The following is a 13,676-nucleotide window of genomic DNA, read 5'->3' on the forward strand; positions in this document are numbered from 1 at the left end:
GCTGGTCGTCCTCTCAGACCAGCTACAGATCGTCGCCTTGGTAGGCCTTTACCCCACCAACTAGCTAATCTGCCATCGGCCGCCCCTTGAGCGCGAGGTCTTGCGATCCCCCGCTTTCCTCCATAGAGCGTATGCGGTATTAATCCGGCTTTCGCCGGGCTATCCCCCACTCCAGGACACGTTCCGATGTATTACTCACCCGTTCGCCACTCGCCACCAGACCGAAGTCCGTGCTGCCGTTCGACTTGCATGTGTAAGGCATGCCGCCAGCGTTCAATCTGAGCCAGGATCAAACTCTTCAGTTCAAACCTGTTACTGTTTTCGGTCTCTTTCGAGACCGGTCGCTCACTCAACGTACTGACGAAGTGTTCAACCATCTTTCAACGGCCAAACCTTCCTTTCATTACTGTGTGAGACTTGATACTTTTGCTTTATGGCAGATTCCTAAGAACCCGCCTCGCATCTCGCATCAAGCGCCCACACTTATCGGCTGTTAGTTTTTAAAGATCACTCGCTCAGAAGCTCTGCTTTCTTCGCGTCCGTCATCAAACGGGAGGCGAATTATGCGATGCAGCCCGCACCCCGTCAACCCCCTTCGCGCAATTATTTTCAGAAAGTTGAGAAGATTAAAAATTGAGCACTGTAGCGACGATCCCGAACTAGTTAGGCATCCGATATAACTGTACGTTTCGTGAGACGTCGTATTTTTCGGATCGCCACCTTTGACGATTGGCTATCGATTTCTGGAAGACTGGGGATATACACGCTCGCGCCAAGAGCTCGACACTCTCAAACCTGGCGCATTCATTCGAGCCCGATGTGACGCGTTTTGATTCCTGAGGAACACCGTCAGATGTTTCCCAGGATGCGACAAGAGCGCGTGCTTACACTGTTAGCCAAATGATTCACTACTAGAGCCAAGACTTCCGGAAGGTTGCCACGATCGTTTCACTTGCCATGGGTTCTGGCGGAAGTTCCTATCCCGACTTCATCGACGTGCTCTACGCGCGGCGTGTCAGGCTAATGGCCGAGAAAGGCCTGGTAGAGTCGATCGGGAATTTGAATCGAATGCGCTATAGCGAGGTTCGCTTGCCGCAACCAATAGTGGGCAACGCGCCGCTACTTCGGGCGAAGAGCCGCAAATGAGTCCAGTAAAGGACAAGCAAAATATCGGGGCCGTCTCTCGCTATCCTGACTGCACCCGCTCCCCGACAGCCTCTAGCGGGCGTTCCAATTCAGAACTCGCACCCATTCCGACTTCGCGCTCCGTCAAGGTTATCCCCAATTTTTGGGCACAAGCTTGTGGACAACCGTTCCACAACACGTCCAAGTCCTTGATACAAATACGATGTCGGGCTTTGCACGCGCCGCACGACCGCCTGCGCGGTTGCGCGGCCAAGCCAGCTCCAGACAAACCTCACGCGGACTTCACCACCCCGCGCCCATTCGAATGCACGAAAGCACTCCGCTCGACCAGCGCGCCGAACAGCAGCCCGATCGTCGTCCACATGATCGCCTGCATGCCGATCGCCGCGACGCGGAATTTCCAAAGCAGCACCGCCGGGAAAGCCGCCGGCACTTCGTTGACGGCCGGCATCGACAACTGCACTGCCGCGATAATCGCGACGAACACCATCCCCGCCACGATCGAGCCGTTCCATGCACCGAGCTTCATCACCGCCCGGCGCCGCACCTTCAGCGAAAACACCATCGCGGCCAGCGAAATCGCGATCATCAGAAAGAACAGCCCGGTGCGCGTGCCGATCGTTTCAGGATCGCCGACCGAAGGCGGATTCGCCGGATACTTGATGTTCGGCACGATCACCAGCGCGATGAATGCCCCGAGCGCGAGCCAGGCGGACAGCGTGCGCACACTCAGCGCTCCCACCCGTCCATACGCGTAAGCGAACACCAGCGAGAACAAACCGCCGAATGCCGCGCCATAAGTCACCACGCCAGTCAGCAATCCCAGGCCCGCTTGCGTCTCGCGGCTTACCAGTTCGGGCTCGGGCGCCTCGCCTTTAGCGGAGTCGGCCTTCTCTTCCAATGAGATCGCCTGATCGACCTGCGGCTCGCCCACCAATCTGGCGAAGCCGAACGTGAGCAATCCCGCGGCGATGCCTGCAAGCATCCCGCGTACCAACAATTTACCAACCATGTTGGACTCCGTTAGTGGCAGGGAAAGCCGAGCAGATGGCGGCCGTCGTGCACGAACTCATGCACGTACATGCCGGGCACCAGCGACGTGGCGCCCTGTTCCGCCCCAACGAAGTAAAGCGCGAGCAACAGCAGCAACCCGCCGAACACGACCCAGGGCAGCAATTCGCGCAGCGGAATCGGCGCGGGTTGAGCAACGGGCTGGGAAGCGTGATCGAAGACAGCGTCAGTCATGATGGACATCTCCTGGGGTAGCGCGCCCCGAAAGCAGATTGCAGAGGAATGGTGCGAAGCTCAGGTCTGGCTTTCGGCTCTAGGTGCCGATTACAGTGGCGCGACCGCGCCGGGCTCTCACCGGCTTCCGTGCTTCGCAGTCCCGCTATTCTACGCGCTAAACTTCGGCCTTCGTGAATGCGAAGGCACGCAAAGCCGGCGTATCCACGCGATAGGCACCGACGTGGCATCAATGGAAACAAACAGAATGGACGCGCGACTCTTACTGGTCAGCCACGCATCGACAGCCGCGCAACGCGCCGGCCGCTTTCCCGCCGACGATCCGCTCGACGCCCGCGGCCACGCGGAAGCTGAGGCCGCACGCACGCGCGTCGCGCTTCCCGACGACGCGGCGGTCTTCGTCAGCCCGGCCGCTTGCGCGCGCGAAACTGCCTTGGCACTCGGCCTCGCCGCGACGATCGACGATACTCTGGCGGATCTGAACTACGGTAGCTGGCAAGGCCGGCGCCTCGCCGATCTCGTCGCTGAGGCGCCAGAGGCGCTAGCCGCATGGACGCGCGATCCTGACGCGGCGCCGCACGGCGGCGAGTCGTTCAGTCAATTAGTGAAGCGCATGGGGACATGGCTCGACGCGCGGCACGCTGCGATCATGGGCACGGCGAGCAGCCTTTCGAACACGAACCGCGCACCGCACGTCGTCGCCATCACACACGCGACGCTGCTGCGGGCAGCGGTCGTGCATGCGCTCGGGGCATCGCCTGCGGTGTTTCCCCGTATCGAGATCGGCCCGTTGTCGGTGATCGAATTGCGTCATTCACAACGCGGCTGGACATGGTGGCCGGCATCACCTGCATCGATCTGAATGATGCGCACCCGTGGCCGCCTCCCGCCTCACTGGCCCGACACCACCAACCGCAACCTGTTCGACCCTGCGGGCGTCAGCGTGATACCGGTGCGCCGGCCCTTCCCGCCTAGATAAAAATGCTGCCGGCCCGGCGCGTTCTGATCGTGCGTCGCGTCCGGCAAACACGACGCGATGTCTGCCGCCACCGCTTGCAGCGCGTCCTCAGTCGAGCCGACATCGTGATGCGGCGTCCACATGCATTGAAAGCTGCGATGGCTCGCGGAACATTGCGCGTCGTCGCCATACGGTTGCGCGACGCCTTTGCCGTCGTCCGGGTTCAACGAGGCGAGGCCGTCCGGCGCTGCCGCCACGATCCGTTTGAGCGACGCGCACGGGCTGGCTGCATCGTCGGCATAGGCGGCGCTGCACGGCAGCAGCGCACCGAGCGTTGCAACGGCAAGTGCGGTGGCGAGTAGTCGGGTCTTGTTCATTTCGGGCGTGGTCCTTCGCAGAAGCCAACGGGTGGCATTGGCACCAACCGGCGCAACCAGCGTGGCTTTGCCGTGACAGCACGCTCCATGCCAAGGCATTGCCACGTCGCTCGCCGACACCCGCCCCGTGCCTCTGCCCAAAGCACTGCATCAACTCCTCAGCGCTCCCACGCGCGTCATCCCCGCGTGAACCCGCACCCCTGAACAACCCAGTGGCACACAAATTGCACTTGCGCCGTACCGGCTGAGCGATCGGCCGCCACTCAATTCGATGCGCAACGCTACACCATGCCAAACACACCTGCCGCAGACGCGCCGAAGCGCCTGTCTTCCGGAATCGAAGGAATCGACGACATCCTGGGCGGCGGCCTCACGCCTCGTCGCATGTACCTCGTGGAAGGCGCACCGGGTACAGGTAAAACCACCCTGGCCTTGCAATTCCTACTCAAGGGCGTTGAGGAAGGACAGGTCGGCCTGTACATCACGCTGTCCGAAACCCGCGACGAATTGCTCGCGGTCGGCGAGAGCCATGGCTGGGACGTGAGCCGCTTCGCGATCCTCGAGCTGCTCTCCGACGAAGGCCTCGACCCGCAATACGAGCAGTCGGTGCTGCATCCCGCCGAAGTCGAACTGGGTGAGACCGTGCGCGACGTAATCAAACGGGTCGACGAGCTCAAACCCGCGCGCATCGTGCTCGACAGTCTCTCCGAGTTGCGCCTGCTGTCGCAGAACCCGTTGCGCTACCGGCGGCAGATTCTCGCGCTCAAACGCTTTTTCGCGACCCGCGAATGCACGGTGTTGCTGCTCGACGACAACTCGTCCGAGCCCGGCGACGTGCAGCTGCACAGCATCGCGCACGGCGTGATCAGCCTCTCCAACCTCACGCACGACTACGGCGGCAACCGCCGCCGCGCGCGCGTCACGAAGATGCGCGGCATCAAGTTCCGCGAGGGCTATCACGACTTCACCCTCGACACGGGCGGCATCCATGTGTATCCCCGCCTCGTCGCGGCCGAGCATCACACGCAATTCGACGCGCAAGTGGTCAGCACCGGCACGCCGGGTCTGGACGCACTGCTCGGCGGCGGCCTGATCCCCGGCACCAATGCACTGATGATCGGACCATCGGGCGTCGGCAAGACCACCACCGTGGTCTCGTGTCTGCTCGCGGCGCTCTCGCGCGGCGAGCGCTGCGTGTACTACGTGTTCGATGAAACCCTCACCACGCTGATGATCCGCTGCGCCACGCTCGGCATCCATCTCGCGCCGCACGTCGAGAGCGGTCTGCTGACGCTGCGCCAGATCGACCCGGCGGAAATCTCGCCGGGCGAATTCGCGAGCGACGTGCGCAACTCGGTCGAGACGAAGGGCGTGCGCTATGTCGCGATCGACAGTCTGAACGCCTATCTCCAGGCGATGCCCGGCGAGCGCTACCTGCTGCTGCAAATGCACGAGCTGCTCGGCTATCTGAACCAGCAAGGCATCATCACGATGCTGGTGCTGGGCCAGCACGGCATCATCGGCGAGGTGCAGAACGATATCGACATCAGTTATCTGAGCGACGTCGTCGTGCTGTTCCGCTACTTCGAGCATCACGGCGAAGTGCTGACCGCGGTGACCGCCGTGAAGAGCCGCGCGAATGCCCACGAGCGCTCGATCCGCCAGTTCCGGCTCGGCAGCGGCGGCGTCGAAGTGGGTGAAGCGCTGCGCGACTTCGAGGGTGTGCTGTCCGGCCTGCCGTCCTATCGCGGCAGCACTGCCCTGCTCGGCGCGACCGACCGCATCATCGCCACGCCCGGGCAGTAAGGTCATGGAGCAACGCGTCCTGATTCTCGCGCCGTTCGGCCGCGACGCCGATGTGATCGCCGAAGTCCTGCATAAGGACGAGCGCGCGTGCGTGGCGTTTCGCGACGCCGATGCGCTTTCCGCCGCGCTCGACGCCGGCGCGGGCGCCGCGCTGATCGCCGAGGAGGCGCTCGCGGGCGAGCATGCGTCGCGTCTGTTCGCGTGGCTCGAAAAGCAGCCCGCATGGTCCGATTTTCCGTTCATTCTGCTCGCCGCGTCGCGCGTCGGGCAGCGCTCGGCGCGTAGCCTCGAAGTGCTCGAACGGCTCGGCAACGTGGTCGTGCTCGAACGTCCGCTGAACTCGGAAACGCTGCGCCGCGCGGTGGCGTCGTCGCTGCGGGCGCGCGCGCGGCAATACGAATCGCGCCGCCATCTGGCGGACCGGATCGAGGCGCAGGCCGCCCTCGTGCAATTGAACGACTCGCTGGAAAGCCGCATCGCCGCACGCACGCAGGAGCTCGCGTCCGCGAACAACCGCCTGATGATGGAGATTCACGAGCGCGCCAAGGTGCAGGCGGTGCTGGTGCAATCGCAGAAGATGGAAGCGCTCGGTCAGCTCACCGGCGGCATCGCGCACGACTTCAACAACCTGCTGAACGTGATCATGGTCAACGCCGAGCTGATCGGGCGGGTCAGCGGCGACGAACGCATTTGCGGCATGGCCGCCACCGTCAAACGCGCAACCGAACGCGGCGCGAAACTGACCGGCCAGTTGCTGACCTTCTCGCGCAACAGCAACCTCGATCTGAAAGCGATAGACGTGGTCGCGTTGCTGCAAGGCATGCGCGACATCATTACGGTGTCGCTCGGCTCGAGCATCCGCTACACCAACGAGTTCGACCGCACCGAGATGTGGACCCGAGCGGACGCCAACCAGCTCGAACTGGCCATCCTCAATCTCGCGATCAACGCCCGCGACGCGATGCCGGCCGGCGGACAGCTCGGTATTCGGGTGAAGGAGCGCGCGGCGCCCGATCAGTTGCTCAAGGACGGGCGTTACGTGGTGGTCGAAGTCGCCGATACCGGTTCGGGCGTGCCGCCCGAAGTCGTGTCGCGCGTGTTCGACCCGTTCTTCACCACCAAGCCGATCGGCAAGGGCACCGGCCTCGGGCTGAGCCAGGTCTACGGCATCGCGACCCAGGCGGGGGGCACCGCGCGGCTTTTCAGCGAAGAAGGCGCGGGCACCACCGTGGAGATCTGGCTGCCGTTGCGCGAAAGCGCGGTCCCGCAGACCGAAACCGCGTCCGATGCGGAAGCGAACGCGGTCGGCGAAAAACGCGTGCTGGTGGTGGAGGACGATGGCGAGGTGCGGGCGATGCTGGTCGAGTCGCTGCGCATGCTCGGCTACACCGTGACCGAAGCGGCCGACGGACAAGCCGGCCTGAACCGCTTGCAGGACGACAAGCCGGACCTGCTGATGGTCGACTTCGCGATGCCGGGCATGAACGGGATCGACGTGATTGCCGAGGCGCGCAAGCTGCGCGAGGATTTGCCGGTGATTCTCGCGACCGGTTACGCGGACGTGGACATCTCCGGATTGGCGGTGAAGCGCTGCACGATCCTGCGCAAACCCTTTCAGTTCGACGATCTGGCGCGCACTGTGCGGCTAGGGCTGGCGGCTTGACGCGCCCAGCCTTTCAGGCTCGCATCGCTTAACCCATCATCACCGGCCAGCCGAACGGCGAGGCCAATGACCAGCCGCGCGCCGCCGCCACCCAAGCCCGCCGGCCGTAGAACCGTTGTCACATTCCTCCCGCAGACTGTCCCGGCCCGGCAACAATTTCCAATTCAATAGTTTGCTAACGAATATTTTGGAAATACAATACCGGCCATGCCAAATCTCGATGCCCTGCGCCGCACCGTCAGCAGCACCCTGGTTGTCGCTGCCAGAAAGTGGCGGCGCACGAGCCATGGCGTGCTGGCGGCCTTCAACGTCTCCGAGGCGTGCGCCACGCCGCTGCTGACTGCCAGCCGGCTCGGCTCGGCGGTGCGCCAGGTCACGCTGGCCGATCACGTCGGCATCGAGGGGCCGTCGCTCGTGCGGCTGCTCGATCAACTGTGCGCCGCGGGCCTGATGCGCCGCGAAGAAGATCCCGAAGACCGCCGCGCGAAAACCGTGGCGCTCACCGACGAAGGCCGCGCCGTCACCGCGAAAATGGAAGAAGAACTGGTCACGCTGCGGGCCCAGGCGCTCAAAGGCGTATCGCGCAGCGATCTCGAAGCGGCCTTGCGCGTGCTGAACGCCTTCACGGCGGACGCCGCCGGGCGCGCCGAGCAAAGCGGCGCCGAACCCGCCGAGGCCGCGCCGGCCACTGGCAAGACCCGTAAAGCCGCCAAGGCGCCCAGCTCCAACAAGGGCGAAGCAAAAGCAGCGGCGCCGCATCACACCGGCGATCCGGCATAACGCTTTATGGTCTATCCCACCCTGCGCGACTGGCTGTTCTCGGTCAAGACCTTTGCCGCCGCGATGCTCGCCCTGTACATCGGTCTCGCGTTCGAACTGCCGCGGCCGTACTGGGCGATGGCCACCGTCTACATCGTGTCGAATCCGTTCGTCGGCGCGACCCGCTCGAAGGCGCTGTACCGGGCGCTGGGCACCGCGCTCGGCGCGGCAGGCGCGGTGCTGCTGGTGCCGCCATTCGTCGAGTCGCCGTATCTGTTCAGCGTGATCGTCGCGTTATGGACAGGCATACTGCTGTACCTCGCCGTGTCCGACCGCACCGCGCGCAGCTACGTGTTCATGCTGGCCGGCTATACGATGCCGATCATCGCGCTGCCCTCGGTGACCAATCCGGCCGGCGTGTTCGATCTGGCGGTCAGCCGCACCGAGGAAATCACGCTCGGCATCGTCTGTGCGAGCATCGTCGGCGGGGCGCTGTTTCCGAGCCGGCTCGCGCCCACCATCATCGAGCGCACCGACGCGTGGTTTCGCGACGCCGCGTTCTATGCGACGGAAACGCTGTCCGGACGGATTGCCGGCTCGGCGATCTCGAGCGCGCGGCAGCGGCTCGCGGCCACCATCAACGGTCTGGAATTGCTGCTGAGCCAGCTCGCCTACGATCACACGCGGCCGGACCTGGTGGCGCGCGCGCATGAACTGCGCGGACGCATGCAACTGCTGCTGCCGATCATCTCGGCGCTCGCCGATCCGCTGATCGCGCTCTATAACAGCGGCCGTCAGAGCTGGCCCGAGGGTCTCGAAGCGCTGCTCGCCGATGTCATCAAGTGGTTCGAGGAGCCGCTGCCCGCCGTGAGCGAGGGCTATCACCCCGACCCGACCGCCAACGCGCTGCGCGAGCGCATCGCGGCTATGCGCCCGCCGGCCGCCGCGCTCGCCAACTGGGACGGCGCGCTGCTGTCGAACGTGCTGTGGCGGATGAAGCAGGTCATCGACGTTTGGCAGGACTGCCGCTCGCTGCGCATCATCATCACGCGCGAAGAAGGCGCGTGGCGGCCGCGCTTTCGCCACTGGCGCCTGGGCGGCACCGAGCGCTTCTACGATCGCGGCATCATGCTGTTCTCCACCACCTCGGCGGCCGCGGCGGTCGTTCTCGCGTGCAGCCTGTGGATCAGTTCGGGCTGGAACGACGGCGCCAGCGCGGTGACGCTGGCGGCAGTGGCCTGCTGCTTCTTCGCCGCGCTCGACGAACCCGCGCCGATGGTGTTCCGCTTCTTCCTGGCGACCGGCGTCAGCGTGGTGGCGGCGGGCATCTATCTGTTCGCGGTGCTGCCGCACGTGCACGACTTCCCGATGCTGGTCATCCTGTTCGCGGTGCCGTTCATCTTCGTCGGCACGCTGATCCCGCGTCCGCAGTTCAACATGGCGACGGTGCTGGTCGCGGTGAACACGGCCACCTTCATCAGCATCCAGGACGCGTACGACGCCAACTTCCTCACGTTCCTGAACAGCAATCTCGCGGGCCTCTCCGGTCTGCTCTACGCGTATCTGTGGACCCGCGTGACACGCCCGTTCGGCGCCGAACTCGCGGCGTCGCGCCTGCTGCGTTCGAGCTGGGCCGATGTCGCGCTCACCGCCACGACCGCACGGCCGATCGAGGACCAGCGCAACCTCGCCGCGCGCATGCTCGACCGCCTGATGCAGCTGATCCCGCGCCTGGCCGCCACCGACGATCACCGTCATCCGTCGATCGAAAGCTTCCGTGATCTGCGCATCGCGTTCAATGCGCTCGACCTGCGCCGCCTGACCCACAAGCTCGCCGGCGAAGCGCCGGCCGCGATCAACCATGTTCTCGACGGAGTACGCACTTACTACGAGGAGTGCGTCGACCACCGCAAGCGCGGGCCGGTGCCGGAGAGCCTGATGACGTCGATCGACGCCGCCGTCGCGCGCGTGATCGCGCTCGGGCTCGCCAACGCCAGCGCGCCCAGCCCCACTTCGCAAACCTCGGCGCGCCAGTTGCGCGACGCGCTGCACGCGCTGGTCGGCTTGCGTCTTTCGCTGTTTCCGGCGACGCTGATGACACCGACGCCGCCCGAACCGGAGGCCGCCGCCTGATGCGCCCGTCCCGCACCCCGTCCTCCCTCTTTCTGACTTCCCGCGATGATCGGTGAAATAGACATCTTCGGCGTGTTCGTGCCGGCCGTGCTCGTGCTGATGCTGGTCGCGTATCTGATCAACCTGGTCATCCGCACGGTTCTCGCACGCGTGGGCTTCTACCGCCTCGTCTGGCATCGCTCCATCTTCGATCTCGGCATCTACGTGCTAGTGCTGGGCCTTGTCGTTGTCGTTTCGCACAAGCTAATAACGTGAAAAAAACCTGGTTCTCCGTCGGTCAAATCCTGCTGACCCTGATCGTCGTCGTGATTGCAGCGTTCGTGCTGTGGAAGCTGGTCGCCTATTACATGTTCGCGCCGTGGACCCGCGACGGACATGTGCGCGCCGACGTGATCCAGGTCGCGCCGGATATCTCGGGGCTGGTGTCGTCGGTCGAGGTGGTGGACAACCAGCAGGTCAAGCAAGGCCAGGTCCTGTTCGTGATCGATCAGGCCCGCTACACGCTCGCGCTGCGCCAGGCGCAGGCGACCGCGCTGCAACGCCGCGCGACGCTCGATCAGGCGCGCCGCGAAGATGCGCGCAACCGCAAGCTCGGCAACCTGGTCGCCGCCGAAGTCGCGGAAGAAAGCCGCTCGCGCGTCGAGGCGGGCGAAGCCGCGCTGGCCGATGCGAACGTGGCGATCGACACCGCGAGGCTGAACCTGCAACGCGCGACGATCATGAGCCCGGTCGATGGTTATCTGAACGATCGCGCGCCGCGCGCCGGCGAATTCGTCACGGCGGGGCGGCCGGTGCTCGCGGTGGTCGACATGCACTCGTTCCGCGTCGACGGCTATTTCGAGGAAACCAAGCTGGGCGGGATCGACATCGGCCAGCCAGTCGACATCACGGTGATGGGCGAGGCGACTCCGCTGCGCGGCCACGTGCAAAGCATCGTCGCCGGCATTGAGGACCGCGACCGCACACAAGGCTCGAACCTGCTGCCAAACGTCAATCCGGCGTTCAGCTGGGTGCGGCTCGCGCAGCGCATTCCGGTGCGCGTCGCGCTCGACGAAGTGCCCGCCGACTTCCGCATGATCGCCGGGCGCACCGCGACGGTGTCGGTGCGTGATCTGTCGCCGGTGAGAAGGCGTCAGGCGGCGGGGGCATCGGGCGCTGTTGCTGCGTCGGCGGCTTCGGCCTCTCCGTCCGCTTCGGCTCCGGCTTCCGCTGCGGCGGTGTCGGCGGCTCAGAATGCGTCGGCTGCACAGCCGGCGTCGGTCGCGGTTTCGTCGGGCGCCTCGCAATGAAGCTGTCGCGGACCCTGCCCTTCCTGCCGCTGTTGCCTTTGTTGCCGCTTGCCCTCGCGCTCGACGGCTGCATGAATGTCGGCCCCAACTACTCGCTGCCGCAGCAGGCGCTCGTCAACGCACCGCTCGCCAACGCGCCGATCGAAGGCGCCGACCCCGCGTTGACCTCGACCGGCAACGTGCCCGCCGTGTGGTGGAAGCTGTACGACGATCCGGTGCTCAACGGTCTCGTCGACGAGGCGCTGCAATCGAACTCCGACTTGCGCGTCGCCGCGGCGAATCTCGCGCGCTCGCGTGAAGCGCTGGGCGTCGCCCAGGCGCAGGGCGGCTTCTCCGGCAAAGCCTCGGCGACGGTCGAGCGCGCCCAGGAATCGGCCGAGCAGTTTCTGCTCACGGAGAAAATACCGGTCGTCAATGAAGGCGACATCGGCATCAGCATCGCGTATGAACTCGATCTGTTCGGCAAGCTGCGGCGCGGCGTCGAAGCGGCGCAAGCGGACACCGAGTCGGTCGAGGCCGCCGGCGATCTCGCGCGGATCACCGTGGTGGCGGACGTGGTGCGCTCCTATGTCGAGCAATGTTCGGCCGCCGAAGAACTCAGGATCGCGCAGCAATCGCTGGCGTTGCAAAAGCAGCGGGTGGACGTGTCACGCCGTCTACGCGACGCGGGCCGCGGCAATCAGACCGACGTGACGCGCGGGCAGACCCAGGTGGATACGTTGTCGGCGGATATTCCGCGCTACACGGGGCGCCGCAAGATCGCGCAGTACCGGCTCGCGGCGCTGCTCGCGCGCGCGCCGTCCGACCTGCCGCCGGCTGTGCTGGCCTGCGACCGGCTGCCGCAAATCCGCCAGCCGATTCCGGTCGGCGACGGCGCCGCGCTGCTCAAGCGCCGCCCGGACGTGCGCGAGGCCGAGCGTCAGTTGGCGGCTTCGACCGCGCGCATCGGCGTCGCTACCGGCGCGCTGTATCCGACGGTGAGCATCGGGGCATCGGCGGGCCTGACCGGGGTCCTCGAAGACCTCGGCACGGCGCCCACGCAGCGTTGGGGCTTCGGTCCGCTGATCAGCTGGACCTTCCCGACCAACGGCGCGCGTGGCCGCGTGCGCGAAGCGCAGGCGTCGAGCCAGGTGGCGCTCGCCAAGTTCGACGGCGTGGTGCTGACCGCGCTGCGCGAGACCGAAACCAATCTCGCGACTTATGCATCGGATTACGCGCGCGCGGACTCGTTGCGCGCCGCGTTGAAGTCGGCGACCGAGTCGGCGGATGAAACGCATCGGCTGTATCGAGGCGGGCGCGAGTCGTTCATCTCCGATCTGGATGCAACGCGCACGCTGACGTCGACGAAGTCCCAGGTGGCGGCAGCGGAAGGCCAGGTGGCGATCGATCAGGTCAACCTGTTCCTCGCGCTAGGCGGCGGTTGGGAAACCGATGCGCAGAGCGCGCCTGGCACGGGTGGGGCTGCCGCGCCGCATGCCGGGGCACCCGCAAAGATCGCACCGAGCGCGGCGAAGGCCGTGCCGACCGCGGCAACGGCGACCGCCGCAAAAACCCCCTGATGCTTACGATTTATTTTTGACAAGCTTTCTTTTACCTTTCATTTCCGGTTAAATAGGCGACACCAACCACACGTTACGGGGTCACGTATGTCGCCATTCATGCAAGGCGTAGTCACATTGGGCGGATGCATCGGCATTTTCACGGTGGTGGTCACCGTCGTGGAGATGCTGGCGAACTAAGGCCCTGCGGCGTTTGACAGCACGGGCCTGGCTTTGCCGAACAAGCGCCGCTACGGCTTCAAGGCCCCCGGGCGCTTCGCCGCCTGATGAATCGCCGCCCGCACGCGCGGATACGTACCGCAACGACACACAATGTTCGACATCGCCGCGTCGATATCGGCGTCAGTCGGATCGGGCTTGTGTTTGAGCAGCGCGCAGGCCGCCATCAGTTGCGCGCTTTGACAATAGCCGCACTGCACCACGTCGAGATCGATCCACGCCGCCTTCAACGCTTGCGCTTCAGCGCCTTGCACGCCTTCGATGGTCGTGATCTTCTGCGTGTGCAGGCTCGACATCGGCGTCTGACACGCAAGGCACGCCGCGCCGTCCAGATGAATCGTGCACGCGCCGCAAATGCCCACGCCGCAGCCGAACTTGGTGCCCGTCATGCCGAGTTCGCAGCGCAGCACCCACAGCAGCGGCATATCCGGTTCCGCCTGCACCGCTATCGCACGGCCGTTGATGTTCAGTGATCCCATGCTTGCTTGCCTCCGAGTCGCCGCGTTCTGGCGTCGCCGTGCA

General features: G+C 65.0%; 12 protein-coding genes, 1 rRNA gene and 1 riboswitch. Of the genes, 8 read left to right on the forward strand and 5 right to left on the reverse strand.

What is annotated here, in order from left to right:
* The 3 genes from FVF58_RS13750 to FVF58_RS13760 all read right to left on the reverse strand — a co-directional run.
* Positions 1-305, reverse strand: a 16S ribosomal RNA gene (locus FVF58_RS13750); the annotation flags it as partial.
* A gap of 1,112 nt (positions 306-1,417) precedes the next feature.
* Positions 1,418-2,158 carry a CbtA family protein gene (locus tag FVF58_RS13755; RefSeq protein WP_149670460.1) on the reverse strand — a complete coding sequence of 247 codons (741 nt, stop codon included), beginning with the start codon at positions 2,156-2,158 and terminating at the stop codon, positions 1,418-1,420.
* Positions 2,159-2,169: 11 nt separating this feature from the next.
* Positions 2,170-2,391 carry a CbtB domain-containing protein gene (locus FVF58_RS13760; protein ID WP_149670461.1) on the reverse strand — a complete coding sequence of 74 codons (222 nt, stop codon included), beginning with the start codon at positions 2,389-2,391 and terminating at the stop codon, positions 2,170-2,172.
* Positions 2,392-2,443: 52 nt separating this feature from the next.
* Positions 2,444-2,530, reverse strand: a riboswitch (adenosylcobalamin (AdoCbl) riboswitch).
* Positions 2,531-2,638: 108 nt separating this feature from the next.
* Here FVF58_RS13760 and FVF58_RS13765 point away from each other — a divergent pair.
* Complete coding sequence (locus tag FVF58_RS13765; RefSeq protein WP_149670462.1) at positions 2,639-3,253, forward strand: histidine phosphatase family protein; 615 nt, start codon at positions 2,639-2,641, stop codon at positions 3,251-3,253.
* 29 nt (positions 3,254-3,282) lie between these two features.
* On the opposite strand, the gene FVF58_RS13770 is transcribed toward FVF58_RS13765, so the two are convergent.
* Positions 3,283-3,726: a hypothetical protein gene (locus FVF58_RS13770; RefSeq protein ID WP_149670463.1), complete on the reverse strand. Its 444-nt coding sequence runs from the start codon at positions 3,724-3,726 to the stop codon at positions 3,283-3,285.
* A gap of 288 nt (positions 3,727-4,014) precedes the next feature.
* On the opposite strand from FVF58_RS13770, the gene FVF58_RS13775 reads away from it, so the two are divergent.
* From FVF58_RS13775 to FVF58_RS13805, 7 genes are all read left to right on the forward strand, one after another.
* A complete protein-coding gene (locus FVF58_RS13775) occupies positions 4,015-5,532 on the forward strand; it encodes an ATPase domain-containing protein (protein ID WP_149670464.1) in 1,518 nt (505 codons plus the stop codon).
* A gap of 4 nt (positions 5,533-5,536) precedes the next feature.
* A complete protein-coding gene (locus FVF58_RS13780) occupies positions 5,537-7,195 on the forward strand; it encodes an ATP-binding protein (RefSeq protein WP_149670465.1) in 1,659 nt (552 codons plus the stop codon).
* A gap of 207 nt (positions 7,196-7,402) precedes the next feature.
* Positions 7,403-7,975 carry a MarR family winged helix-turn-helix transcriptional regulator gene (locus FVF58_RS13785; RefSeq protein ID WP_149670466.1) on the forward strand — a complete coding sequence of 191 codons (573 nt, stop codon included), beginning with the start codon at positions 7,403-7,405 and terminating at the stop codon, positions 7,973-7,975.
* A gap of 6 nt (positions 7,976-7,981) precedes the next feature.
* Positions 7,982-10,087 carry an FUSC family protein gene (locus FVF58_RS13790; protein WP_149670467.1) on the forward strand — a complete coding sequence of 702 codons (2,106 nt, stop codon included), beginning with the start codon at positions 7,982-7,984 and terminating at the stop codon, positions 10,085-10,087.
* Positions 10,088-10,132: 45 nt separating this feature from the next.
* Complete coding sequence (locus FVF58_RS13795) at positions 10,133-10,342, forward strand: DUF1656 domain-containing protein (protein ID WP_149670468.1); 210 nt, start codon at positions 10,133-10,135, stop codon at positions 10,340-10,342.
* On the forward strand, positions 10,339-11,376 hold the full coding sequence (locus FVF58_RS13800; protein WP_149670469.1) for an efflux RND transporter periplasmic adaptor subunit: 1,038 nt from the start codon (positions 10,339-10,341) through the stop codon (positions 11,374-11,376). The genes FVF58_RS13795 and FVF58_RS13800 overlap by 4 nt, the downstream gene beginning before the upstream one ends.
* Positions 11,373-12,935 (forward strand): efflux transporter outer membrane subunit, encoded by a 1,563-nt coding sequence (locus FVF58_RS13805; RefSeq protein WP_149670470.1) that lies wholly within the window; start codon positions 11,373-11,375, stop codon positions 12,933-12,935. Before FVF58_RS13800 ends, FVF58_RS13805 begins: the two co-directional genes overlap by 4 nt.
* Before the next feature lie 230 nt (positions 12,936-13,165).
* On the opposite strand, the gene FVF58_RS13810 is transcribed toward FVF58_RS13805, so the two are convergent.
* Positions 13,166-13,633, reverse strand: coding sequence for a (2Fe-2S)-binding protein (locus tag FVF58_RS13810; protein ID WP_149670471.1), 468 nt, complete (start codon positions 13,631-13,633; stop codon positions 13,166-13,168).
* Positions 13,634-13,676 lie beyond the last annotated feature (43 nt).

Source organism: Paraburkholderia panacisoli (genome assembly GCF_008369935.1).
Classification (GTDB): Bacteria; Pseudomonadota; Gammaproteobacteria; order Burkholderiales; family Burkholderiaceae; genus Paraburkholderia; species Paraburkholderia panacisoli.

Bases quoted from the DNA above. Each gene is read 5' to 3' on its own strand.
- FVF58_RS13755 (WP_149670460.1), bottom strand. From the start codon at position 2,158: ATGGTTGGTAAATTGTTGGTACGCGGGATGCTTGCAGGCATCGCCGCG.
- FVF58_RS13760 (WP_149670461.1), bottom strand. From the start codon at position 2,391: ATGACTGACGCTGTCTTCGATCACGCTTCCCAGCCCGTTGCTCAACCC.
- FVF58_RS13765 (WP_149670462.1), top strand. From the start codon at position 2,639: ATGGACGCGCGACTCTTACTGGTCAGCCACGCATCGACAGCCGCGCAA.
- FVF58_RS13770 (WP_149670463.1), bottom strand. From the start codon at position 3,726: ATGAACAAGACCCGACTACTCGCCACCGCACTTGCCGTTGCAACGCTC.
- FVF58_RS13775 (WP_149670464.1), top strand. From the start codon at position 4,015: ATGCCAAACACACCTGCCGCAGACGCGCCGAAGCGCCTGTCTTCCGGA.
- FVF58_RS13780 (WP_149670465.1), top strand. From the start codon at position 5,537: ATGGAGCAACGCGTCCTGATTCTCGCGCCGTTCGGCCGCGACGCCGAT.
- FVF58_RS13785 (WP_149670466.1), top strand. From the start codon at position 7,403: ATGCCAAATCTCGATGCCCTGCGCCGCACCGTCAGCAGCACCCTGGTT.
- FVF58_RS13790 (WP_149670467.1), top strand. From the start codon at position 7,982: ATGGTCTATCCCACCCTGCGCGACTGGCTGTTCTCGGTCAAGACCTTT.
- FVF58_RS13795 (WP_149670468.1), top strand. From the start codon at position 10,133: ATGATCGGTGAAATAGACATCTTCGGCGTGTTCGTGCCGGCCGTGCTC.
- FVF58_RS13805 (WP_149670470.1), top strand. From the start codon at position 11,373: ATGAAGCTGTCGCGGACCCTGCCCTTCCTGCCGCTGTTGCCTTTGTTG.
- FVF58_RS13810 (WP_149670471.1), bottom strand. From the start codon at position 13,633: ATGGGATCACTGAACATCAACGGCCGTGCGATAGCGGTGCAGGCGGAA.